This window comes from Rhodococcus sp. RS1C4, assembly GCF_002258225.1.
Taxonomy (GTDB): Bacteria; Actinomycetota; Actinomycetes; order Mycobacteriales; family Mycobacteriaceae; genus Rhodococcoides; species Rhodococcoides fascians_E.
Genome location: NZ_NOXZ01000023.1, coordinates 15701 through 36704 on the forward strand (window position 1 = coordinate 15701; position 21004 = coordinate 36704).

Here is a 21004-nt window from a genome sequence, read left to right on the forward strand (position 1 = left end):
TTCCGCTCGGACGATCGTCGAAGTTCTACCCTCAGTTCATGACTCCGACGAAGGAAGCTCCGACGCTCCACTCTCACGTTCGAGGTGCAGGTACGCCGGTCTTGTTGTTGCACGGCCTCACGATCGATCATCGGATGATGCTGCCGTTGGACGACCATTTCGGGTCCGATGGCTGGGAACGCCACTACGTCGACCTCCCGGGATCCGGTTTGTCGCCCAGATTGCCCGCGATGAGCTCTGCCGCAGTAGTCGACGCCGTATCGTCCTACATCGACACCTGTTTCGGAGGAAGGCATTTCGCACTCGTGGGAATGTCATACGGAGGATTCGTGGCTCGATCGATCCATGTCCGGTACGGGGCGAGAGTACTCGGGGCGGCGTTGATCGCTCCCGCGGTTCGAGCATCGGAGAACAGGCGGGTTCACGAGGGTGCACAGTCGGTCGAGAACGACGGGTTCGAATCGGATCTCGACGAATCGGACGCTGCCGACCTAGCGTCGTTCAAGGCCATCAGCCCCCTGCACACGCGTCGATCGTGGGATGCGTACGTGCGAAGTGTTCTGCCGGGACTCGACTCTCACGATCGAGATGCCGCGTCGGAACTGTTGGACAACTACAACATCGAGCCGTTCCCCGAACACAAGGCCGGGCAGCTGCTGGGCGGGGTGAACATCGTGGTGACAGGAAAACAGGATTCCGTTGTCGGTTGGCGTGATCAACTAGACCTTCTCGACTACTACGAAAATCAGTCATTCGTTGTTCTGGAGGGCGCCGGGCACAACGTTCACTTGGACCGACCTGAACTGGTGGGCTCAGTGTTCGAGGACTGGCTGGGAAGTATCCGTTGATTGTGTACGCATAGAAGTCCGTCCGGGCCAACACGAACGTAGACCGGCGCGCTCAACTCGACCCGGCCCTACACTCGTCGCATGCATCGCATCTTCACCACCAGCGTCGCTTCGGTGTATCCGCTGTACGTCACCAAGCTGGAACGCAAGGGACGCACGGAAGAAGAGTTGCGTGAAGTCGTGGAATGGCTGACCGGATTCGACAGTGCTGCATTGGAACGCCATCTCTCCGCCGAAACGACGTTCGAGGATTTCTTCGCCGACGCACGGCTCAATCCGGGCGCGTCGTCGATCACCGGTCTGGTGTGCGGGGTGCGCGTCGAGAACGTCGAGGATCCGCTGATGCAGAAGATTCGCTACCTGGACAAGCTGGTGGACGAACTGGCCAAGGGAAAGAAGATGGAGAAGGTGCTGCGGACCTGACCGGACGGGTGTATGTACCGTTGCTGCGGTGAAATCAACTCGTGTTTCGGTGTCCGGTGTTCTCGTGTCCAGCGCGGCACTCGTCCTGACGTTGGCTGCGTGTAGCTCCGACTCCGATGCTCCGGCGGCGTCGACGTCCTCCGCCGCATCGTCGGTAGCGGAGGCAGCGACGTGCCCCACCGCGGAACCGGACGACGCGGGCGACCCCGAGTGGACTCTGGCGGGAGATACCGGCAGCGTGTCGGTCATCGGTTCCACGGATTCGTCGGCTCCCGTGGTGGACGTCGAGGCGCCGTTCAGCGTCGCGCAGACGCAGGTGCAGACGTTGCAGGCCGGCGACGGACCTGTCGTGGCGGACGACGCCGAGGTCTCGGTCTGCTACATGGGCGTCAACGGACGCGACGGATCGGTGTTCGACAGCAGTTACCAGCGCGGAGCCCCGGTGGAGTTCCCGCTGACCGGCGTCGTCCCCGGATTCCAGAAGGCGATCGCAGGCCAGACGACGGGGTCGACCGTGGCTGTGGCCATGAACTCCGCCGACGGCTACCCGGACGGTCAGCCCCGCGCCGGAATCGAAGCCGGCGACAGTCTTGTGTTCGCGATCAAAATTCTGGGCGTCACCGGATAACTTCTCGGCGCGTGGCACGAATAGTTGCGTGCCGTGACCGATGTTCAGCGCCACGTACCCCGGCAGAATCGATGATGTCAGATCGAGGACTTCGGCGAAGGGCGGCCCGGGATGCGCTTGCCTGGTCTTGCACTCGGATTCGTGCCGTGGGCGCTGTTTCTCGTGATGCCGCATCGCGAAGGCGACCACGCGCTGCTCTTCTCGAGCATCCTCGTTGCGCTCGTTGCACTGGTGCTCACCCACTGGACCCGCGGGCGGGCAGGAATCAAGTGGCTGGGCGCCACTGCGGTGCTCATCTTCGCGGGTTTCGCCGCAGCGTCCCTGGTGTCGGTCCCGTCGTCGACGTGGCTGTCGGAGTACGCGTCGGCAATCGCGCTGTTCGTGCTCGCCGCTGTGATGGCGACGTCGACCCTCGGCGTCACCTTCACCGAGCAGTACGCGCGTGAAAGCCTGCCGAAGGAGTACTGGGGTGCGCCGCGGCTTCGCTCGCTCAACGTGCGGATCTCGGCCACGTGGGCAGTGTGCACCTTCGCGGCCGCCCTGAGCATGACCGTTGCGGCAGCGGTCGCCGACCCGTTCTCGAAATACTTCGCACTCACGTGGATCGTCCCAGTGTGCTTGACACTCTTCGCTTCTCGTTACACAGCTACGTCGCTGGGGGCCCTCACCTCGCGCGCATGAGTAATGTCAGGTCGTCAATTGCCCGCCCGCAGAACGCCAGTGGATCAAGCCGCCGCTCATGTTGACAGCGTCGAAACCGTTCTCCACCAGAAGGTTCGCGGCGCCTGCTGATCGCAGCCCGCCCGTGCAGAAGGTGATGATCTTCTGGTCCTCCGGGAAATCGATGCACTTGTCCAGCAGGACTTCCAGCGGTGCGTGCACGGCACCCGGGATGTGCGTCCGGTTCCACTCGAACTCTCGTCGGACATCGACGACGAGCGCGCCCTCCTCCACCAAGCGAACGGCCTCCTCCGCCGAGACGGCCGGTGGTCTACGCAGATAGTGACGGATGCTCATGAGTAACTCGATCCAGGGCGAACGATCATCAGTACGACGACGATGACCCACAGCAGGTTGAAAATGCCGGTGGCCATGCCGATTTGCTTCAGTCTTGACCCGTCGTCGGGAGTCGCCAGGGCCTCGCTCTGCATGGGTGCGATGAGCAAGGCCAACAGGCCGCCGGCCACGATCGTCAGCACGAGAGCGACGCTGATCCACACTTCACCGATGCGCCCTTGAACAGCAGCGAGTACCAGTCCGACGACGGGCACGACGATGGCCAGTAGGCCGTAGACGCGGGTGATGCGATGGAGTGCCTTTGCGACGTCGATGCTGTGTCCGGGCGACGCGTACTTCGGGAACAGGCTTGCGACGACGGCGACCGGGCCGACGAAGAGGATTCCCGCCACCACGTGGATGGAGAGCAACAACGATTCCATGACCTTCAGCCTAGCTGAAGGTCATCGGTGTCGATCACTCCGTGGCCGACATCACCCGCAGCATGTGCTCCCGTAAGGCCTCCGTCAGTTCGGGGTGATTCTCGGCGAACTGCACATCCAGGGCGGTTACAGCCTGAGCTGCATCGTCCAGCAGTCTCATACCTGCGTTCGTCACCCGCAGCGTCGACGCGGCCCCGGCCTGCGCCGTGCCGTCGTCGACCAGGCCGGAACTGACAAATCCGGCGACCGCACTGTGCGCGCTCTGCACAGTGATGCGAGAGCGACGCGCAAGTTCACTGAACGAAATCCCAGGCGTACCGCGAATATGGCCCAGCAGCCCGTACTTCCGCGTCGTCAGCCCAAGCGGCTTCAGCGCCTCCGCGAACGCCGCATCCCACACCCTCGCCACCGTGAGCAACGTAATCGTGGGACTGAACGGAACAGGCGCGGACATACCGGCAGATTACCGACGGCCGGGTCGGTCCGTGTGGTGCGGCTCGAGAATTCGTGCTCAGTTGGTCAGATGCCCTGTATCACTGAGGCGAACTATCTGGCGATTGTGAAAGTAATCGTCCTCGTGCAATTCGGTGATGCTTCCGGGGCGACGCTGAACACGAAAGGTAGCCGAGCGATCCGATCGATATGCCTGCTCGAGGACCGCATCGGTGCAGTTACGGAATTTCAGCGACGCGGTGGAACGAATCGCATCGGGCGGGACCATCGTCGATCCCGAGGTGGTCCGTCACCTACTTCACCGACGGACGCGCCCGCTCGACCGCCTCAGCAAACGGGAAAAGAGGTCCTCGCCCTCATGGCCGAGGGCAGATCGAACTCCGAAATCGAAAGGTCTTTGGAACTCAGCGTCCCCGCTGTGAACAAGCACATCAGAAACGTCTTTCTCAAACTCGACCTTCCCAGCGACATCGACGGGCACCGGCGCGTACTCGCCGTCCTCACCTACCTGCGAGGCTGACGAATTCCCGAAGTGCCGCGGCGAATTTCTCCGGTTGGTCTTCCGGTATCAGTGTCCAAGAATTGTCGATCAGCACTCGACGAGAGTCGTGGAACAGGTTTTGCAGACGGTGTGCATGCTCCAGCGGCATCATTCGGTCTTCGGTTGCCCAAACGACGAGAACCGGTCGCGGGAACGACGCGAGTCGAGCAGCCCACTCCAGCAGTGTCGTTCGAGGAGGCGTCCCAGTGCAGAACTTACGTAGATCGCGTCGTATTTCGCGAGAGCGAGATGCCGGCGCGAACCAGTCGTCGAGAACCTCATCGGGAATCCCGGACTTACTGAGACCGCCCCACGTACGTTTGTCGTGTCGCACGAAGCGTGTTGCAAGACGCTTCAGGAACAGCGTCGTGCCGCCTGGGAATCGGCAGAGTGTCACCGCCGGTCGGGCGGGTCGCGCGGAAAATTGTCGAACGTCCACGGAGTCGGTGTAATGGATCGGGCCGGACGAAGTGTCGACATGCGGCATGGGTCCCCCGTTGACTGGTCATCCCGAACCTAGCCGACGCCGTGGGAAAATCGGTGTGAACTCGACCGTCGGGTAAGTTGACTCGCGGAGGAGACCGATGGGTACGTGATTACCCGATACCAGTGCACCAGGAGAGTGGGCATGTCGACGGCACCGAACGACACGAAGCGGATCGTCCGTGTCGGCGCACTCGTATCTGCATTGTCGATACTCTCCGGGTGCGCCGCCGACCAGGGCTCTGTCGATGCCGACCTCTATCCGGTACCCGTGGCCCCGGCTGCCATCGGTCAGGGAACGTTCATCAGGTTCGAGACCGGCTGGCGAAACGAAAGCTATCTCGCGGAAGGTATCGAGACTCGGTGCGCGCGGCGGGCCACCGTCGACAGCACCAGTTATTCTGCGACTACCAGTGCGTTCGATCTTTTCGACAGTGGAAGTGACAAACCTGGTCAAGACTTCAGTATCGATCTGGTCAGCTATCCGGAAGAGGCCGGCGCTGCAGTGCCTGGGCCTACGGCAAGCTTGACCATGGCCTACGTCAGCGAAGACGGTGTCCATCACGACCTCCGCGCGCTGGACAATCTGGTCATCGACATCCGCGAAGGCCCAGAGCCCGGGGTGGGATTCTCAGCCGTCGCCGATGTGTACGACTTGATGGAGAAATCCAATTCCGTTGCTGTCACGGGCTTCGTCCAGTGCAGCTCCATCGAAGAGTACTGAGCCCGTTCACAATCACCAACGTCAGCCAGGTTCAACTTGTTCAGCCCGTTCTGAGTCTTGGTTGGGCTGCAGTCATTCTTCACGAGTACTTGACGTGGTCGGCGGCGCTGGGTGGTGCAGTCGTCGTTGTATGCGCAGCGATGACCGTGCGAACGCGATCATCTCCCGAAAGACTGCGAGCGCGAAAGTAGGCCTATGACAACATCTTCAGATGTTTCTCGAAGAGTGTCACGCTGAACCATTTTCCGTCCTCGAATTCGCGACGACCGACTTCGGCGAAACCTTGACCGAGGTAGTACCGGCGGAGCGTAGGATTGGTTTCGGCGCAATCCAATCGAACACGCGAGATACCTGCGTCGGCTGCCGAGCGGGCCGCGTGGTCGAGCATGGCTGCACCCAGGCCAGTGCCCGCATGACAGCGATCGATGACGAGTCCGTGCACGTACAACGCGTCGCCGTCGTCGGGCCAGATCTCGGGGTCCGACCGTATCGTGCGCATTGCGGCCACGATTGTCGACGACCCGGGATACCGAGCGACGACGAACTCACCGCGCGAGACCTGCAGTCTAACGGTGGACAGCGGAACTTCACCCGGAGTCCACTGGTCGATCGAGCGAGATGCCAGCCAGTCCTCGGCAGCATGTCGAAGAGCCAAAATAGCTGTTGCATCGTCTGTTCGGGCGGCCCGCACGTCGAGCATGGGTCCTCTCTTTCACCGGTATCGGTGAAACACCCAGGCGGACGATGTTTCGCGTTCACAGGCTCCCTGATGGTGACCCATCCTTCGCCAGTCGCCTGCAGAAAAATGTAGCAGTGCCCAGGGTGGCGCTCGGTTAGTCTGGTCGCTGTGTCTTTCCGCATAATGCCTGTCGACGGACGATCCTGGCAGTCGTTCCGCGATCAGAGGTTGGAGATGCTGGCGGATTCACCGAAGGCCTTCGTCGAGACGCTCGACTCCGCGACGGCCCAGACCGACAACCAGTGGCAACAGCGCGCCGAGAGCACGAACTCGGCGTTGTCCTGCGGCTTCGCTGCAGTGGACGACACGGACGCGTGGCTCGGAATCATGCGTGCACGCATCGAGGACGGCAAAGTCTTCCTGCTCGGCGTCTACGTATCGCCGACGGCGCGTGGAGGGGGCGTCGCCGACGCACTGTTGCGCGAGATCGAGCAGTGGGTGTATCGACAAGGGCACCGTACCTTGATTCTGGAAGTCCACGAGGCGAACGGCCGGGCTCAGGCCTTCTACCGACGCATGGGGTTCGCAACCACAGGTGAGACCGTTCCCTATCCCTTGGCGCCGGACGAGCTCGAGATCGTCATGACGAAGCAGGTCGTGTGCGCAGGTTGAACTCTCGTGTTCGGGCCGTGTAGCGGTCGACGCACTACCCTTCGGGGTATGGAGTTCGATGACGCGCTCGCCGCCGCCGCCCCGGGACGGGTTACGCGAGACGCCGACGTCATGGCCTCGTATTCGGTCGATTGGACTCGGCGTTGGAGGGGACGACCGCGTGCGGTGGTGCGCCCCGAGTCTGCAGAGCAAGTCGCGGACGTGTTGAGAGCCTGCACCCAGCACGGGGTTGCGGTGACGGTGCAAGGCGGCAACACCGGGCTCGTCGGAGGTGCTGTTCCGTCCGATGGGAGTGTGGTTCTGTCGACGCGTGCGTTGCGCTCACACGGACCGGTCTCGGCGGACGGTTCCGTCACGGTCGGGGCCGGTGTCACTCTCGTCGAGCTCGAAACGCTTGCCGCCGAGGCGGGCTACACTGCAGGGTTGTCGCTGGCGTCGGGAGAGTCGGCCACCGTCGGCGGCGCCGCATCGACCAACGCAGGTGGGGCACGCGTGTTGCGCTACGGCTCGGCTCGCCATCGTATTTCAGGGCTCCGAGCCGTCATGCCCAGTGGCGATATCGTCGACCGTCGGACATCGCTGGTGAAGGACAACACGGGCTACGATCTGACGAATCTGCTGATCGGATCCGAAGGAACGCTCGCCGTCATCACCGACGTCACTTGGAAGCTGGTCCGTCCGCTGACCGACCACTTGGTGATAGCGATGTCGTTCCCCGATGTCCGAGCCGCTGTCGATGCCCTCCCGACGATCCTGCAGCTGCCCCGGATCGACGCCGTCGAATGGGCCGAAGGTGCCGCAGTGAGCCGCGTTGCGGAACACTCCGGTACACCGACACCATTACCCGCCGAGGGTTTCTGGGTGTTCGCAGAGATGGGTTCTTCTCTCGCATGCGCGGAGCCGGTGCTGGAGGCGTTGATGTCCGGCGGGCTGGACAGCAGCAGAATTGCGGTCGCGGAATCCGCTGCGGAACGTCGGGCACTGTGGTCGTTCCGTGAGCGAATCACCGAATCGATCTCTGTCGCTGGGGTTCCCGTCAAGCTCGATGTCGGTGTACCAGCCGAGCGGTTCGGAGAGTTCGTGGGCTCGATCACAGACGCAGTCCACTCAGTCGACATAGACGCTGTGCCCGTTCTGTTCGGTCACTTCGCCGAGAGCAACATCCATGTCAACATCCTGCCCGGCGCCGGGACATTCGCAGACGACGTTGCCGGAGCGTTGGAAGATGCTGTCCTGGAACTGGTTTTGAGTCATGGGGGCACGATCAGCGCCGAACACGGCATCGGCCGAGCCAAACGTAGATGGCTGATCCGCCAACGTGGTGAAACACAGTTGGCAGCAATGGCGCTGCTCAAGAACGCATGGGACCCGCACCGCATCCTCAATCCCGGTGTGCTGCTGGACTGACCGCGGAGTTCGGTCAGGACCAGGTCGATTCCCTCCGGTTCGGGGCAACCGTGTACGCACACACGTAACTCACGGTCAGCAGCACTACAAGAACTATGGCCGACGTCGGAAAACCTGCCCGGTCGAGCGACATGTCGCCTGTACTCGCCATCGCCACAGCGCCAAGTGCCGCGAACACAATGAGCACTCTTCCCACCCACGTCACGGACCAACTAGAACACGAAGGTTGCTTATCCGAAAATCTTCCTCACCGGCCCGCCAGGCGAATCAGGACATCGACTTCGCACCCTGGGGCGGCTGGATCGAATCCGTGCTCGTGCAGCCAACGAATTCCTCTGAGACTTCGCACCGACCACCATGCCCGGATGACCTCCCTGTCCACGGCGGACCCGTATCCCTCGAGGACGTCTGGGAGGTGTTCCGGGTGTCCCATCGTCAGTGTGGCCAGGTCGTACAGAGCGTCGCCTTGGGCGGCCTCAGACCAGTCGATCACTCCGGTCACGCGGTCGTCCAACACGAACACGTGGGAGGGTTGTAGGTCCCCGTGCACGAAGGCAGGGGCCCATGGGCGTAGTGCTTTCGCGGCCATTCGACGGTTGATCTCGACGATCTCACTCGACACGAGACCGCTGGTCCTCAACCAAGCGCATTCCCGGTCGAGCTCGGTCGAAATTGCGGCCGGGCTGGGTCCGGTCCGTGATGGGAGTGGTGCGCGGTGCAGAGTGCGGATTGCCGCACCGGCGGCGGCCCAGGAACGCGGCGTTGTCGTTGCCGGTGTGCCGAGATTGCCGAGTGGAGTCCCCGGGACAGCGCTGAGCGCGAGCACAGGGGCGCGTTGCCACAGGATGTGCGGCGTCGGGACGGGTGCTCGACCCATGGCATCGACCTCGATGTGGATGTTCGACGGATCGGTGTCGATTTTCAAGAAGACGTCGCCGACACGTACTGTTGCGCGATCTCTGTGCGCGACGACGACTTCGAGTCCGTTCACGTCGGCCATTATGTCCGCGAAGGCAGACCGAGTCAGTTCATTTTCCTCTGAGCGTCGCAGATAAGGTCCGTTCATGCGAAGCAAAAAAGGACGCAGCGGCGTATGGGTCGATATCGCAGTGGTGGCAGCCATCGTGGGAACGGGAGTAGTGGTTGCGGGGATCACCGGCACTTCTTCGTCCACCGATCTGGCGATTCCCGGTTGCGAGGAGGTGATTCAGGAAGAGGATCTGATGCGAATCAACTACGCATTCACCACGGGCGCTGAAGTTGCTCGTGCAGACGAGCCGTGGATTACCGACAGCAAATTGAATGGAATGACCGAGGCGCTCGTCGGTGCGTTGCCGGCAGGTACGGTTGTCGAACCAGATTCCGTCACTTCGCGATTGGAATTCTCCGGTGACCGAGAGACCTACAGTGTCGCAGGTTCGACCGCCGATGCAGGTGCATCCGGGACGATTACGTCGGACGGTCGAACTGGTCTGCTGGATGTAATCGTTGGACGCGCCGACCAGCCACCGGGCCCGTGCTTCGTTGGGACGGTCGACGAGCGAGTCACGTCCCAGGACGGCGCCGTCTTCGATGTCCAGGATCGCGGGGATACCCGACGGGTCGTCGCCATTACACCGGATGAAACGCGAATCGAAGTGACGTCCGTCGGGGTAATGACGATCGACCAGCTGACCGACATCGCCTCGGCACCCGGACTCAGAATCGACGCGCCCGGCCGATAGGCGGTTTGCTGGGCGGGGTGTAACACTTGCGCATTCTGCAAGCGGGATTCCGCCTGCACACGACGCAAGTGTTACACCAGAACCGCGGGGAACACGGTGGGCGAGGATGGCGCCTGTCGAATCTCTCACTTTCTGAGGCGTCAGCCATTTTCCTGTCTCGATGGCCAGAAGCACGGCCGCCAAGCCTTCTCTCAGGTCTGCGACGAAATAGTCGGGGCGTTCCAATGACGGGAAGTGCCCACCGACTCGGGTTCTTGCCAGTGAGCGATGTTTCGAAAGCGTCGCTCCACCCATGGTCGTGGGTTCTTCTCGATGTCGCGGGGGTACGTTGTAATTGCGGCGGGGACATCTACGCGTAGTTTGACCAGCGGAATCGATTCCAGCGGAGAGTCCCGATTATCGGTCCATTCAGCGAATTTGTCGAGAATCCACGCGAGCAGCCCCACCGGTGAATCGACCATGGAATAGCCAATGGTTTTGCGGGCGGTTTGCCTGCTGCTTGGCGTAATCAATTCTGCCGACCTTGAAAGCCTCTGTCCGTGGGACCCATTCGAGTTCTGCTGGATTGAGACCGTTGGTCGCCAGGTCCGGCGGAGGCTGAGCCAGAGTTGTGTGCACCCCTAACCAGATCTGTGCCGGACATCAGTGACCGAAACGTATGGATTTCATCGATTCGACCGACCAGGCCCACCCTTCGTCGACGGCAGTCTGTCCATCATCGACCCGTAGGTCTACAGCGCCTGAAACGCCAGAGCCTGACTGAGAGCGAAGGCGGCTACTTCGACGGCCACGGCTGCAACGACAATCGACATCGCAAGGCCGGGAACGGCGAAGGCCAAGACACCGATGCCCAACGCAGCAAGGGCATTTGCCGACATGACGGCAAGCAACATCGGACGTAACGCGACGTGCGCTGTGCCCGTCCAGAGAAGTGTCGCCCATACCGCCACGAGCGCGGCGACGAGGAGAACAGGGAATGCGCCGACCGACAGATGATCGGCAATGAAACGCGAGCATGCTGCAATGCTCAGTGCAGCCCCCGCACAGTAGACAGCATCCAATCGAAGCGACAAAGAACCAAATCGACGACCGTTCATGCGGACCCCTCGGTGAAATCTACGGAAAGTACCCGGCTCGGTCCTGCGCCTGAGGCCAGGTGATGCATACCGGTTCCGGCAGCGGGTTCTTTCGTGCCGGATTCGCCGTCGATGAGGACAACGTCGACCGCATGCGAGGAAAATCGTTGGCAACCGATATGGCTGCAGTGCATCTGAATCGATGCTATCCCGACGCGCCTTGTTTCGTCTGATTTGCGTCGAAGGATTCTCTGGCACGGGCAATCTCGGATCGATGTCCCTCGGTCCAGTGTACGAGGGCTTGTGTCGTCCCAAGCAAGGTTCGACCAAGGTTGGAAAGCCGATACTCCACCCGTGGTGGAATTTCCGGATACATTCGACGCACCACCAAACCGCCTCTCTCGAGATTGCGGAGCGTAACGGTCAGCATTCGCGTACTGACGCCGTTGATCTCGCGCATGCGTTCTCCGAATCTGGGCCGACATCGCACGTCGTGCATCGTCGTAGAACGGCGGGGCGTTCTCGTCGTTGTCTGCTGGGCTGAGGGCGGCATCGAATACGTCCACCCCAACGACCTGACTCGCCCGTAGCTCGACACCCAACGTCGCTATCTGCGCGAGTCCGACGTAAACCGACCGCGCCCAGTTGCTGTGCTGGTAATCCCGCGTGACCTGGCCGTGGTAGCCGTTTCGTAGTCCGATCAACTGCGAAGGGGTCAACTTGCGGCCGCTCGCCGTCACGCACGGGCGGCCAAAAGTCGTGGGTGGCGAACGGCCAGCGGGACAACTGGGGCAGCTCCACTGGGGCGTTAAGACTCAGGGCGAAGCTCCGTCTCAATGAACACCGGCGAAGTCCCGTCTCGGAACCTGATCGGAATTTCAAGCTGTGTCGCAGCAATCACCGTCGCAGGATTCTTACTGCTCAAGTCGCCGTCTCGAACACTGCTCGCGATTGTGTTACGAATCACATCGCATGACAGGCGCCGCGGAGCAAAGATGCCTCAACTCAGCCAGCATCACTACTCAACACCGATGAATTACAACGACGTAAGCCACTCGAACTGGCCCGTTGGCCGAAAGGATGTACTGGAGACCCACTCGCGCCAGCCCACGGCCGTCTCTAATGTTCCTCTCAGCCTGACCACCAAATGCAGACACCAGACGCCAGAAAATGCGCCTGTGAAGCAATCAGGGGCCCTTTCGGGTGTCTTTGCTATCAAAGCGCGCAGGGTTGGCTGTATAGTCCGCGATAGAGATTGTTCGACCGCGACAATCTGGACAGTTCACTTAGGGGATGAGGAAACCGAGAAGCGCCAAGAGGCACATCTTGTGTCGCCGCGATCCGTCGCACACAAGGTGTAGTGTCAGCAAACGAAGAAAGCCCGGCCTGCGCCAACAGACCGAGCTTTAACCTTCAAGCAAGCCCCCGTTATGCCGCTAAACATTGTCAGGAGGATGCGTTGCCTAACTGTAGCCACCCGTTCGGGTGTATTCAAGTCCCACCGGCGTGTCGAATATGCCGAAAGTCTTTAGCTAGGCGAAGTTTCTGTGTCCCCGCACTCTGCGCAGACTGGCATCCCAAAGTACCCAGTGACCCTGCCCTCACGGTCGAGCGTCACCGCGCCGTGACTGAGATGACCAGGAGCCGCGGCCCCCCCTGCAAGAACGAACCACTCCGATCCGCAATCGATGCATCGGTGGGGTTCCCCCTGCTCGGCGGGTGCCGACTTCCGTCGGCTCTCAAGATCAATCACTCCAGAAAGAGTTTTCGCCATGACAGCACCTTTTCATCATCCCCTTGCGGGTGATCGCTGGAAGACCGGCCAGCGCGTTCCCGAACGCGGCATCTGGCGCGACCAGTATGGAACTGAGACGTTCCATGAGCAATACCGCACCTTCCCCCCCTGCGTGGGCAGGAAGGGAGAGGTTGCGTACCGGACCCTCGTTCTTGCAGTTGCAGCTGCTTAATACCGAGGCACTTTTGGTTGCTCACCAGTGACAGCGGTGACACAGGGAAACCTGTGTCACCTGTCTGTCGGGCGGTAGACGAACTTCGCTACTCCCACCATGTTTGTACCAATTTGCGTAAGTCACCGAGGACAGTGGGGTCCGCAAATGTGTGACAGATCATTTGCCCAGGCTAGCGTCCGTCGATCATTTATGCAGTGTGTCGACCTCACTTGCTTGAACTGCCGACCTCAACTGCTGCGGGCCTCACTGCTTCAACCAACCGCATCACGCCCTGCGACGCACCAACACAGGTGCGCGAACTCCGCCAGAACGCCAGTACCTCAGAAGAGAGAGTTGTATATGTGTGTAGTAAACGGCTGCGTAGCCGCTCCTACCGTCCCTTACACGTTGAAGGAAACAAGCGGCTTCGACTACCCCGCTGAAGTGCCAGTCTGCGATAGCCACGCCACGGAGCTTCGCGGGGGCGCAGAGTTCCTCTTCAACCAGACCAAAAACACACTGTTTGTAGGCGTCGGAGCGCAGCAGAGTGGCAAGGTCTACCTCCAAGGCATGGAGGGGATTTCCGTGTCAGCGGCGGAGCTGTCCAACCGTCCCGACGATGAAGGCATGGTTCTGAATCTGAAGGTCCGTCGCGCGGGTAGCAACGACGTCGAAATCCTGCCGTTGGAAGCGAGCCCTCACGCGATCAGCGAACTTCGCGAATGGCTGAATCAGCCCTACATGAAGTAGCTCGCGGACCAGCGCGACGAGAGAACCCAGCCAATCGCCAGACGGCTGGGGTTCTGTCGCGTGTCCGGCATGCCTGAAAACCTTGGAACCCGTACATCCTGCGAGCCGCAGTGCACCGCGTGCTGAGTTGCACCTGGTGGGAGGCCCTCCCCCCACCACCAGCAACCTTCGGAGGTACGACGAGTCCGCGCCCCGTGCCCGTCTGCTGGTGTGGACCCGGAGCTCCTCGTTAAGCTGACTTGACCGAATCGTCTGCTGCACAGATTGTTCGCAGTTTGGCGCCGGATTTTTCGGTGCCGCCTAAACCAGCGCCACCGCCTGCAGGCGCGGCCTGAGCCATGAACGGAGACCTCCATGCCGGACAGTCTGCTTAGTTACTACGCCGATAGGCGTCGCGAAAAGCGAAGTAGGGCGGCGCAGCAGCGTCGGCTGGAGAATGCTGTTGCAGCGAAGGATCACTCGACCAAGACTGCTGCGTACTGGCGAGAGCAGGCCGAGGAGGCTGAGCGCGTGAAGGACTGGACCTACGCGACGGAGTGCTACTGGAAGGTGGCCTCGTGCAACCAGGCGCACGCGGAGGCGACGTTCGAGATTCTGCAACGGCGGAAGGCGATGGGGTTCTGATGAGGTTCAAGAAGAGGTGGGCAATCAACGACCTGAAGCGAAAGGCCGACCTGAATCAGAGCGTGCAAGCCAAATGTCGCGATCGCGCTGCGGAGTACCGCCGACTGGGCGATGAGGCGATGAAAGCCGAGGATCACGCTCTGGCGATCGAGTACTACCGGAAGTGGCGGGCCGCGAGGGGCGCTGCGGCCGATACATCCCGAAAGCAGCTCGACTTGCTCATTGCGATCGAGCGCAAGCGCGGCAAGCGAGCCTGAGATAGAGAAGAGCCCCCATCCTGTTGGGTGGGGCTCTTTCGTGTTTCAGGCCTTGGCGATCCAGTCGTATCGCAATTCGACGCCTCTGTGTCGGGGAGTGCCGGAAGGCTCACTCGACCCGATGATTCCCTCCAGCCGATGAGCGGCGGCGGCGGCGGGACGTCTCTATTTGGTGCCGCCCGCAGCTTGCCTGTTGCCTCGGCGTCGCGGTGCGGTAGGTCTTTTGACTAGATCCTCTGCTGGCTCAGCGTCGTCGGCACTCTCAGTCATGATGTTGTTGACCACCACCTTCCCCGTCGGTGCCGCACGGAACAAGGCGCTGGCGATTTACGGTGCTATCGGCGCATCCGGATTCTTGATGGGAGTTGTTGCGGGTGGTTTGCTTACAGAGTTGGACTGGAGGCTGGTCTTCATCGCGCCAGCAATACTTGCACTCGGGTTTTTCGTCACCGGTTTGATCACACTCCCGAGCGACCTGGAGGGCAGGTCGACGGGCAGAGGACGATTCGACCTGACTGGAGGTGTCCTGCTCACTGGGACCCTTGTGAGCGTGGTTATGGGCGTAGTCTCCGTGGGCGACGAGATCGGTAGCCCTGTCGGTTGGTCGGCATTGGTCATTGCGGTGCTGCTCTTCGCCGCGTTCACGGTGCACCAACAACGATCCGCGAATCCCCTGATCCCTGTGGGGCTACTCTTCAGTGGGTTGTCGCAGGCGGCATCGTCTGTACCGGCCTTCAATTCGGCGCAGCCCTCGGCGTGTCCATTGCGCGACCATTGTTCCCGTTGGGAACGAGCACTTGGTGCTGGACCTGGCCGATTACAGGCGCGCACTGATCGTGCCCTCCGTCGACGGATACTCCACAGGTAGGCGCGAAACGGCTGCTGACCTTCTATCCAGCGTCATCACGAAGACATCTTCTGTTCGATTGCCCTCGCCATAACTCGCTTCAGAGGGTTCGCAGGTGCCTTCGGGTGTGGGAGTGGCGGGTTGTGGCGAGTTGGTCGAGTGCAGCCTGGGAGGCCGGGTCGGCGGCGCGGTAGACGATGAGTCGCAGATTCGCGTCGCCGAGAGGATTGAGGACGTCGTAACTCACGGTGATCGGCCCGACGTTCGGATGGTTCATCGGCTTGTTGCCCTCCGCTCGTACGGCGACGTCCCGCGATTGCCAGTAGGCGGAGAATTCGGCACTACCGGCTTCGAGTTCCTGTATCAGGACTACCAGGTCAGGATCATGCGCGTGGTCGACCCACGCTGCTCTCAGATCGGCAACAGCTCCGCGAATTACGCTGTCGCGGTCGCCGTAAAAGTCAATGAACCGATCGTCCAGGAAGCACATTCTCAGTACATTGCGTTCTCGTGCTGTTGTGCCGTCGAGGTCGAGAAGGAGGGTCGACATCGTGTCGTTCCATGCCAGGATGTCCAGGCGGTAGTTCAAGATCATGGCGGGCAATGGAGAGACATCGTCGAGAAGACGTGCAAGACCCTCGGGGACAGACGGTTTGGTACTGCGTTCGAGTTGACGATGTCCGGCCAACGTCAGGAGGTAGTCGATCTGGTCATCGGACAGCCTCAGTGCCCTCGACAAGGATTGCACTACCTGGGCCGACGGCCGAACGTCACGCGCCTGCTCCAGACGAATCAGATAGTCCACGCTCACGCCGGCGAGGGCTGCGACTTCCTCTCGTCGCAGCCCAGGCGTCCGGGAGGATCCGAGCCGTGGCGGCAGCCCCACCATCGACGGTTGAAGCGCTTCGCGCCGCGCACGCAGAAAGGCTGCCAACTCGTGGCGGGCGATGGGCTGCGGAGTCGAACTCACGTCCCCAAGGCTATGCCACACCGATGCTGAACAGCCTGGTACTGATCTTCCCAGGATGTCCTGAGCCTTCACGGACCAGGCGAGCGCAGGCATGGTCGACCACACATCGAACTGAGGAGTAACCGTGGCGGAATTGACCGATTATCGACTGCTGGGACGATCGGGACTGAGGGTCTCGCCGTTGTCACTGGGCGCCATGACTTTCGGCGACGCGTGGGGTTGCGTTGCGAGCAAAGACGAGGCTCGACGGATCTTCGACACCTACCTCGATCGAGGCGGAAACATGGTGGACACGGCCAACATCTACACCGACGGCCAGTCCGAGAGCTTTCTGGGTGAATTTGTCAGGGATCGAAGAGATTCCGTGGTGATCGCCACGAAGTACGCTGGTACGCGGAACCCATCAGACCCCAATGCGGGAGGTGGTAACCGTAAGAGCCTCGTAACCTCGGTCGAGGCAAGTCTGCGCAACCTGGATACGGACTACATCGATCTGTTGTACCTCCATGCGTGGGACGGGCTGACGCCCGGCGAAGAGGTCATCGCTGCGTTGGGCGAGCTGGTACGCAGCGGCAAGGTGCTCTATCTCGGCATCTCCGACGCGCCGGCTTGGGAGATTTCACGCATGCAGACGATCGCCGAGCTCCGGGGATGGTCGACCCTCTCCGCACTTCAGGTCGAGTACAGCCTCATCGAGCGAACCACCGAGCGTGACCTTCTACCGATGGCGAGCGGATCAGGACTCGGAGTTGTTCCCTGGTCACCGCTGGGTGGGGGAGTACTGACGGGCAAGTACACACCCGCTGACCTTCCTGAAGATGTGACGGCTATGCCGCGCAGTCGAAGTGATCACGCCGCGGCCGGCAACAGCTTGACCACTCGAGGACTCGAGGTCGCGAACGTCGTAGTCGACGTTGCGCAGCAATTGGGAGTCACCCCGGCTCAGGTCGCCATTGCGTGGACTCTCCACAACCCAGTGGTGACGAGCACTCTCGTGGGTGCGCGAACCGCAGAGCAGTTACAGAGCAACCTTGCTGCGCTGGACGTGGAACTTTCCGACGAGCATCTGACCCAGCTCGACGACGTCAGCGCGCCCGATCTGGGCTTTCCCCACGAGTTCCTGGCGCGTCCCATGGTGCAGGGCGTCATTCATGGGCACACGCGAACCCGCCGGCGGTGATGAGTTTGCGTTCGAGCGCGCTCGAAGTCATAGCGTCGCGGCATGACGAAGAGAAGCTGGATCATCACGGGGGCGTCGTCGGGTTTGGGACGAGCACTCACCGAAGAGGCTCTGGCAGCCGGTGACACGGTTGTGGGGGCTGTTCGTCGACCGAGCAGGTTGGACGACATGGTGCGTCGATACCCGGATACTTTGATGGCGGTCGAGTTCGACGTACGCAACACCGCAGCGGCACCACAGCTGATTGCGGCCGCGGCGGAGCGATTCGGAGCGGTCGATGTGCTGGTCAACAACGGTGGGGTCGGGCAGATCGGCGCTGCTGAGGAGGTGACCGATTCCCAGCTGCGCGACATGCTCGACCAGCATCTGTTCGGCCCCGCGGCCCTCACGCGTGCTGTGTTGCCTGGAATGAGGCGGCGGCGAACCGGATCGATCGTGCAGGTCAGCAGTCAGGGCGGCCGAGTGTCGTTCCACGGAGCGGGCTCGTACTCGGCCGGGAAGTTCGCCTTGGAAGGGTGGTCGGAAGCCCTGGCCGGCGAGGTCGAACAGTTCGGTGTTCGAGTCCTCATCGTCGAACCGAGCAGGTTCCGCACCGGGTTCAACGAAGCTGGCGTCCTCAACCTCGTCGACCCCAGCGACGTCTACGACGGACTGCTCAGCGCGGTCCGCACGGACATGCTGGCCGTCGATGGGAAGCAGGAAGGCGATCCGACGCGGGCGGCCCGGATCATCATCGAACTTCTGAACGGAGAATCCGCCCCGCTACGAATCCCGTTGGGAAGAGAAGCGGTTCGGCGATTGTCGGACGGCTACAGGTGGAACCTCGACGAGGTCGAGCGTCTCGCGGAGATATCGGCCAGTGCAGATTATCCGGGGGTTGCCGAGTCCGTCCGTCCAGTCTGAACCGCTGGCCAGGGCTATCGTGACGTCATGGCGACCGTTGATCTGATGGACAAGGCTATTGCTGCGCTGGCCCAAGCGGATGTATCGATGACGATCGACATCGTCCACGGACTGATCGAACCCGGTGAAGTAAGCGAGCCGATCGGGATTTCCGAGGTCGCGCAGCTCTTGGGTGTGTCGGCGCACACCCTCCGGTACTACGAACGGTGCGGGTTGATCGAGGTCGAACGAGACGCGCACGACCACCGCCTGTACGACGCCGCCGCGGTGCGCCGCTTGGTCTTTCTCACTCGAATGCGTCTGTCCGGCATGCCGATGCGTGATCTGCAGCACTACGTGGAGCTGGTCGATCAGGGGGACGATACCGTCCCGGAACGCCTGGATATACTCGTCGAACATCGGGACACCATTCGCAGACAAATTCTCGAGCTGCAATTATCCTTGGTAGCAACCGAATACAAGATTGCAACCTACGGCGGTGCGGCCGGCGAGTAGGTCTTGCGTCCCGTCAGGAAGAGCTACCGGCCAGGACGGCTGAGATGGAGGCGTCGAGGATGTCGATGCCGTCGTGTAGTTCGGTTTCGGTTGTCGTCAGTGGGGGAGCGATGCGGAAGATGCCGCCCATTCCTGGTAGCTGGACGATGTTGAGGTGCAGTCCACGCTCCAGGCAGGCGGTGGTCACTTTCTTGCCCAGGTCGTCGGCGGGGTTCTTCGACTCCTTGTCGGTGACGAATTCGAGTCCGCGTAGCAGGCCACGGCCCCGGACGTCGCCGACGACTTCGTAGGTGTCGCGCAGTGCGTCGAGGCGGTCGGAGAGCTGTTCGCCGAGTTTTGCGGCTTGCTCGACGAGTCCGTCGCGTTCGATGACGTCAAGCACGGTGTTTGCGACGGTGGCAGCCAACGGATCCGATGCGTGGGTGGTCAGGAACAGGAAACCTTTGTCGTTGCAGACGTTCTCGATCTCGTCGCCGGTGATCACCGCGGCGACGGGAAGCCCTGCGCCGAGAGTTTTGGACAGAGTCAGGATGTCCGGGAAGACCCCATCGCGTTCGAAGGCATACATCCGGCCGGTGCGGCCGAGGCCGGTTTGCGCTTCGTCGAGAACGAGCAGCATTCCGCGTTCGACACAGAGTTCTTTGAGCCGTGCCAGGTAGCCGACGGGCGGATCGATGATGCCGCCGGACGACAGGATGGGTTCGACCAGACAGGCCGCAAGTGCGCCGGTGGACTGTCTGTCGATGAGCGAGAAGCCGTAGTCGAGCTCGGTCTCCCAGTCGTAGGAGCCGTCGGCACGCCGAAACCGAGGCCGGTAGGAGTCAGGCGTCGGCAAGGTCAGATTGCCGGGGATCACCGGGCCGTATCCTCGTCGTCCGGCGGAGAAGGTCGCGGCCGCCGCGCCGGACGTCATACCGTGCCAGGACCGATCGAACGAGACGACCTCGTATCCGCCGGTGTACAACTTGGCCATTTTCAGAGCCGCTTCGTTGGCCTCCGCGCCGGTGGTGAGCAGTAGCGTCCTGCTGAGTTCCGGCGGGAGGGTGGCGGCGAGCTTGGTGGCGAGGTCGACCACGGGTCTGCTCAACATCCCGCTGAAGAGGTGGTCCAGCGATCCGACGGACTGCGACACCGCTCGAACGATGTCCGGGTGGGAATGGCCGAGGACTGCGCTCATCTGGCCCGAGGTGAAGTCCAGTATTGCCTGGCCGTCGCTGTCGTACACGTACGTGCCTTCGGCCCGTTCGATGATGCGGGGCGTGAACGTCACGCCGTAACGAATCAGGTGGCGATCGGCGTCGCTCCAGAAGCTGTCGGTGCTCATGGGCGTCTCCTCGATTCGGCGGCCCTCCGGTCACGCACAGACTAAGCCACGCGGTGCCGATCCGTCGGCCCATGACGAATGTCATCTCGATTCCGTGACGATGTCAGCCGAGCTCGTGATCCTGCGCACTGTTGCCGAACAGCGGACGACGACAAGATCGTAAGTGACCGAAAGCCAAGCTGCAGAACACGATAGAAGGAGTCATTATGAAGAAGCTCGCCATCCGCACCGCCACTGTCGCTGCCTTGATCGGAGGGCTCGGTGCTGCCGGCGCAGCAGTCGCCACGGCCGATACGGTGACCGAACTTGTCCCGGCTATGAACGGCGGCGCTTACTGCCTGGTCGTCCAGGACGACGGGACAGAGCAGTTGCTGTACAGCAGCTTCCGCTGCGACGAAGTACAGGCCGACATCGACGAGAAGGCCCGTCAGGACGAGCGTCGCGAAGAGCGCAAGGAAGAACGACGCGAAGAGCTCCTTCGCAACGGCTGATCGCACGGCAAGTCCATGAACGAAGTAGCTCTGCCGGAACAGATTTCGATCGAAGGGCTCATCAGCCCGCCCGACCGGCCCGGCGCGTCGATTTCACCGCCACGGACTCCGGGCACA

25 protein-coding genes, 1 pseudogene and 1 riboswitch are annotated in these 21004 nt (G+C 61.7%); of the genes and pseudogenes, 16 read left to right on the top strand and 10 right to left on the bottom strand.

Annotated features, from left to right (window positions below; all coding sequences use genetic code 11):
* The first annotated feature begins 38 nt into the window (after window positions 1–38).
* The 4 genes from CH289_RS10785 to CH289_RS10800 all read left to right on the top strand — a co-directional run bounded on the left by CH289_RS10785 (window position 39) and on the right by CH289_RS10800 (window position 2580).
* Entirely contained in the window at window positions 39–848 is an 810-nt protein-coding gene (locus CH289_RS10785; protein WP_094727884.1) for an alpha/beta fold hydrolase, read from the top strand.
* Between the two features lie 81 nt (window positions 849–929).
* Complete coding sequence (locus CH289_RS10790) at window positions 930–1271, top strand: DUF2200 domain-containing protein (protein WP_020111107.1); 342 nt, start codon at window positions 930–932, stop codon at window positions 1269–1271.
* A 49-nt stretch (window positions 1272–1320) separates the two neighbouring features.
* Window positions 1321–1899 carry an FKBP-type peptidyl-prolyl cis-trans isomerase gene (locus tag CH289_RS10795; RefSeq protein WP_020111106.1) on the top strand — a complete coding sequence of 193 codons (579 nt, stop codon included), beginning with the start codon at window positions 1321–1323 and terminating at the stop codon, window positions 1897–1899.
* Between the two features lie 111 nt (window positions 1900–2010).
* Complete coding sequence (locus CH289_RS10800) at window positions 2011–2580, top strand: hypothetical protein (protein ID WP_094727885.1); 570 nt, start codon at window positions 2011–2013, stop codon at window positions 2578–2580.
* A gap of 6 nt (window positions 2581–2586) precedes the next feature.
* Here the strand turns inward: CH289_RS10800 and CH289_RS10805 are convergent, their stop codons facing one another.
* The 3 genes from CH289_RS10805 to CH289_RS10815 are packed head-to-tail and all read right to left on the bottom strand — an operon-like array spanning window position 2587 to window position 3792.
* Window positions 2587–2916, bottom strand: coding sequence for a rhodanese-like domain-containing protein (locus CH289_RS10805; protein ID WP_094727886.1), 330 nt, complete (start codon window positions 2914–2916; stop codon window positions 2587–2589).
* Entirely contained in the window at window positions 2913–3338 is a 426-nt protein-coding gene (locus tag CH289_RS10810; protein ID WP_094727887.1) for a hypothetical protein, read from the bottom strand. Before CH289_RS10810 ends, CH289_RS10805 begins: the two co-directional genes overlap by 4 nt.
* A 34-nt stretch (window positions 3339–3372) precedes the next feature.
* Window positions 3373–3792, bottom strand: a complete 420-nt coding sequence (locus CH289_RS10815; protein ID WP_094727888.1) for a MarR family winged helix-turn-helix transcriptional regulator — start codon at window positions 3790–3792, stop codon at window positions 3373–3375.
* 69 nt (window positions 3793–3861) lie between these two features.
* Here CH289_RS10815 and CH289_RS10820 point away from each other — a divergent pair, with 69 nt between their 5' ends.
* Together CH289_RS10820 and CH289_RS10830 are read left to right on the top strand one after the other, a co-directional pair.
* Complete coding sequence (locus CH289_RS10820) at window positions 3862–4311, top strand: response regulator transcription factor (protein WP_256977132.1); 450 nt, start codon at window positions 3862–3864, stop codon at window positions 4309–4311.
* A 649-nt stretch (window positions 4312–4960) separates the two neighbouring features.
* The gene (locus CH289_RS10830; protein ID WP_094727890.1) at window positions 4961–5539 is read left to right on the top strand and encodes a hypothetical protein; all 579 of its coding nucleotides are present in this window, start codon (window positions 4961–4963) and stop codon (window positions 5537–5539) included.
* Between the two features lie 193 nt (window positions 5540–5732).
* Here the strand turns inward: CH289_RS10830 and CH289_RS10840 are convergent, their stop codons facing one another.
* Window positions 5733–6239, bottom strand: coding sequence for a GNAT family N-acetyltransferase (locus CH289_RS10840; protein WP_094727891.1), 507 nt, complete (start codon window positions 6237–6239; stop codon window positions 5733–5735).
* Window positions 6240–6263: 24 nt separating this feature from the next.
* Window positions 6264–6344, bottom strand: a riboswitch (ZMP/ZTP riboswitch).
* Window positions 6345–6386: 42 nt separating this feature from the next.
* Here CH289_RS10840 and CH289_RS10845 point away from each other — a divergent pair.
* Together CH289_RS10845 and CH289_RS10850 are read left to right on the top strand one after the other, a co-directional pair.
* Entirely contained in the window at window positions 6387–6890 is a 504-nt protein-coding gene (locus CH289_RS10845; RefSeq protein ID WP_256977133.1) for a GNAT family N-acetyltransferase, read from the top strand.
* 48 nt (window positions 6891–6938) lie between these two features.
* On the top strand, window positions 6939–8297 hold the full coding sequence (locus tag CH289_RS10850) for an FAD-binding oxidoreductase (protein WP_094727893.1): 1359 nt from the start codon (window positions 6939–6941) through the stop codon (window positions 8295–8297).
* Between the two features lie 247 nt (window positions 8298–8544).
* Here the strand turns inward: CH289_RS10850 and CH289_RS10855 are convergent, their stop codons facing one another.
* Window positions 8545–9297: a phosphotransferase family protein gene (locus CH289_RS10855; RefSeq protein ID WP_094727894.1), complete on the bottom strand. Its 753-nt coding sequence runs from the start codon at window positions 9295–9297 to the stop codon at window positions 8545–8547.
* A gap of 64 nt (window positions 9298–9361) precedes the next feature.
* On the opposite strand from CH289_RS10855, the gene CH289_RS10860 reads away from it, so the two are divergent.
* Window positions 9362–10021 carry a hypothetical protein gene (locus CH289_RS10860; RefSeq protein WP_094727895.1) on the top strand — a complete coding sequence of 220 codons (660 nt, stop codon included), beginning with the start codon at window positions 9362–9364 and terminating at the stop codon, window positions 10019–10021.
* A 162-nt stretch (window positions 10022–10183) separates the two neighbouring features.
* Here the strand turns inward: CH289_RS10860 and CH289_RS28715 are convergent.
* The 3 genes and pseudogenes from CH289_RS28715 to CH289_RS10875 form a co-directional block, all read right to left on the bottom strand.
* Window positions 10184–10660: pseudogene (locus tag CH289_RS28715) on the bottom strand (epoxide hydrolase); the annotation flags it as partial.
* A 92-nt stretch (window positions 10661–10752) separates the two neighbouring features.
* Window positions 10753–11118 carry a hypothetical protein gene (locus CH289_RS10870; protein ID WP_143545077.1) on the bottom strand — a complete coding sequence of 122 codons (366 nt, stop codon included), beginning with the start codon at window positions 11116–11118 and terminating at the stop codon, window positions 10753–10755.
* A 184-nt stretch (window positions 11119–11302) separates the two neighbouring features.
* The gene (locus CH289_RS10875) at window positions 11303–11650 is read right to left on the bottom strand and encodes a winged helix-turn-helix transcriptional regulator (RefSeq protein WP_094727897.1); all 348 of its coding nucleotides are present in this window, start codon (window positions 11648–11650) and stop codon (window positions 11303–11305) included.
* A gap of 1804 nt (window positions 11651–13454) precedes the next feature.
* Here CH289_RS10875 and CH289_RS10880 point away from each other — a divergent pair.
* The 3 genes from CH289_RS10880 (at window position 13455) to CH289_RS10890 (ending at window position 14677) form a co-directional block, all read left to right on the top strand.
* Window positions 13455–13796, top strand: a complete 342-nt coding sequence (locus CH289_RS10880) for a hypothetical protein (RefSeq protein ID WP_143545078.1) — start codon at window positions 13455–13457, stop codon at window positions 13794–13796.
* Between the two features lie 354 nt (window positions 13797–14150).
* On the top strand, window positions 14151–14420 hold the full coding sequence (locus tag CH289_RS10885; protein WP_094727899.1) for a hypothetical protein: 270 nt from the start codon (window positions 14151–14153) through the stop codon (window positions 14418–14420).
* Window positions 14420–14677: a hypothetical protein gene (locus CH289_RS10890; protein ID WP_094727900.1), complete on the top strand. Its 258-nt coding sequence runs from the start codon at window positions 14420–14422 to the stop codon at window positions 14675–14677. The genes CH289_RS10885 and CH289_RS10890 overlap by 1 nt, the downstream gene beginning before the upstream one ends.
* A gap of 947 nt (window positions 14678–15624) precedes the next feature.
* Here the strand turns inward: CH289_RS10890 and CH289_RS10900 are convergent.
* Complete coding sequence (locus CH289_RS10900; protein WP_256977135.1) at window positions 15625–16494, bottom strand: helix-turn-helix transcriptional regulator; 870 nt, start codon at window positions 16492–16494, stop codon at window positions 15625–15627.
* A gap of 124 nt (window positions 16495–16618) precedes the next feature.
* Between CH289_RS10900 and CH289_RS10905 the strand changes: the two genes are divergently transcribed.
* Genes CH289_RS10905 through CH289_RS10915 form a run of 3 tightly spaced genes read left to right on the top strand, consistent with a single transcriptional unit; the run spans window position 16619 to window position 19072 of the window.
* Window positions 16619–17674: an aldo/keto reductase gene (locus tag CH289_RS10905; RefSeq protein ID WP_094727902.1), complete on the top strand. Its 1056-nt coding sequence runs from the start codon at window positions 16619–16621 to the stop codon at window positions 17672–17674.
* A 42-nt stretch (window positions 17675–17716) separates the two neighbouring features.
* Entirely contained in the window at window positions 17717–18577 is an 861-nt protein-coding gene (locus CH289_RS10910; RefSeq protein WP_037183288.1) for an SDR family NAD(P)-dependent oxidoreductase, read from the top strand.
* Between the two features lie 27 nt (window positions 18578–18604).
* Complete coding sequence (locus CH289_RS10915) at window positions 18605–19072, top strand: MerR family transcriptional regulator (protein WP_037183286.1); 468 nt, start codon at window positions 18605–18607, stop codon at window positions 19070–19072.
* Between the two features lie 13 nt (window positions 19073–19085).
* Here the strand turns inward: CH289_RS10915 and CH289_RS10920 are convergent, their stop codons facing one another.
* Window positions 19086–20396 (bottom strand): aspartate aminotransferase family protein, encoded by a 1311-nt coding sequence (locus CH289_RS10920; protein WP_094727903.1) that lies wholly within the window; start codon window positions 20394–20396, stop codon window positions 19086–19088.
* A gap of 206 nt (window positions 20397–20602) precedes the next feature.
* Here CH289_RS10920 and CH289_RS10925 point away from each other — a divergent pair, with 206 nt between their 5' ends.
* Window positions 20603–20887, top strand: a complete 285-nt coding sequence (locus CH289_RS10925) for a hypothetical protein (RefSeq protein WP_020111088.1) — start codon at window positions 20603–20605, stop codon at window positions 20885–20887.
* Window positions 20888–21004: the final 117 nt, after the last annotated feature.

What these genes read in the sequence shown, in the direction of transcription:
- CH289_RS10785 (WP_094727884.1), top strand. Translation starts at nt 39, where the DNA reads ATGACTCCGACGAAGGAAGCTCCGACGCTCCACTCTCACGTTCGAGGT.
- CH289_RS10790 (WP_020111107.1), top strand. Translation starts at nt 930, where the DNA reads ATGCATCGCATCTTCACCACCAGCGTCGCTTCGGTGTATCCGCTGTAC.
- CH289_RS10800 (WP_094727885.1), top strand. Translation starts at nt 2,011, where the DNA reads ATGCGCTTGCCTGGTCTTGCACTCGGATTCGTGCCGTGGGCGCTGTTT.
- CH289_RS10805 (WP_094727886.1), bottom strand. Translation starts at nt 2,916, where the DNA reads ATGAGCATCCGTCACTATCTGCGTAGACCACCGGCCGTCTCGGCGGAG.
- CH289_RS10810 (WP_094727887.1), bottom strand. Translation starts at nt 3,338, where the DNA reads ATGGAATCGTTGTTGCTCTCCATCCACGTGGTGGCGGGAATCCTCTTC.
- CH289_RS10815 (WP_094727888.1), bottom strand. Translation starts at nt 3,792, where the DNA reads ATGTCCGCGCCTGTTCCGTTCAGTCCCACGATTACGTTGCTCACGGTG.
- CH289_RS10820 (WP_256977132.1), top strand. Translation starts at nt 3,862, where the DNA reads ATGCCCTGTATCACTGAGGCGAACTATCTGGCGATTGTGAAAGTAATC.
- CH289_RS10830 (WP_094727890.1), top strand. Translation starts at nt 4,961, where the DNA reads ATGTCGACGGCACCGAACGACACGAAGCGGATCGTCCGTGTCGGCGCA.
- CH289_RS10840 (WP_094727891.1), bottom strand. Translation starts at nt 6,239, where the DNA reads ATGCTCGACGTGCGGGCCGCCCGAACAGACGATGCAACAGCTATTTTG.
- CH289_RS10850 (WP_094727893.1), top strand. Translation starts at nt 6,939, where the DNA reads ATGGAGTTCGATGACGCGCTCGCCGCCGCCGCCCCGGGACGGGTTACG.
- CH289_RS10855 (WP_094727894.1), bottom strand. Translation starts at nt 9,297, where the DNA reads ATGGCCGACGTGAACGGACTCGAAGTCGTCGTCGCGCACAGAGATCGC.
- CH289_RS10860 (WP_094727895.1), top strand. Translation starts at nt 9,362, where the DNA reads ATGCGAAGCAAAAAAGGACGCAGCGGCGTATGGGTCGATATCGCAGTG.
- CH289_RS10870 (WP_143545077.1), bottom strand. Translation starts at nt 11,118, where the DNA reads ATGAACGGTCGTCGATTTGGTTCTTTGTCGCTTCGATTGGATGCTGTC.
- CH289_RS10875 (WP_094727897.1), bottom strand. Translation starts at nt 11,650, where the DNA reads ATGCCGCCCTCAGCCCAGCAGACAACGACGAGAACGCCCCGCCGTTCT.
- CH289_RS10885 (WP_094727899.1), top strand. Translation starts at nt 14,151, where the DNA reads ATGCCGGACAGTCTGCTTAGTTACTACGCCGATAGGCGTCGCGAAAAG.
- CH289_RS10890 (WP_094727900.1), top strand. Translation starts at nt 14,420, where the DNA reads ATGAGGTTCAAGAAGAGGTGGGCAATCAACGACCTGAAGCGAAAGGCC.
- CH289_RS10910 (WP_037183288.1), top strand. Translation starts at nt 17,717, where the DNA reads ATGACGAAGAGAAGCTGGATCATCACGGGGGCGTCGTCGGGTTTGGGA.
- CH289_RS10915 (WP_037183286.1), top strand. Translation starts at nt 18,605, where the DNA reads ATGGCGACCGTTGATCTGATGGACAAGGCTATTGCTGCGCTGGCCCAA.
- CH289_RS10920 (WP_094727903.1), bottom strand. Translation starts at nt 20,396, where the DNA reads ATGAGCACCGACAGCTTCTGGAGCGACGCCGATCGCCACCTGATTCGT.
- CH289_RS10925 (WP_020111088.1), top strand. Translation starts at nt 20,603, where the DNA reads ATGAAGAAGCTCGCCATCCGCACCGCCACTGTCGCTGCCTTGATCGGA.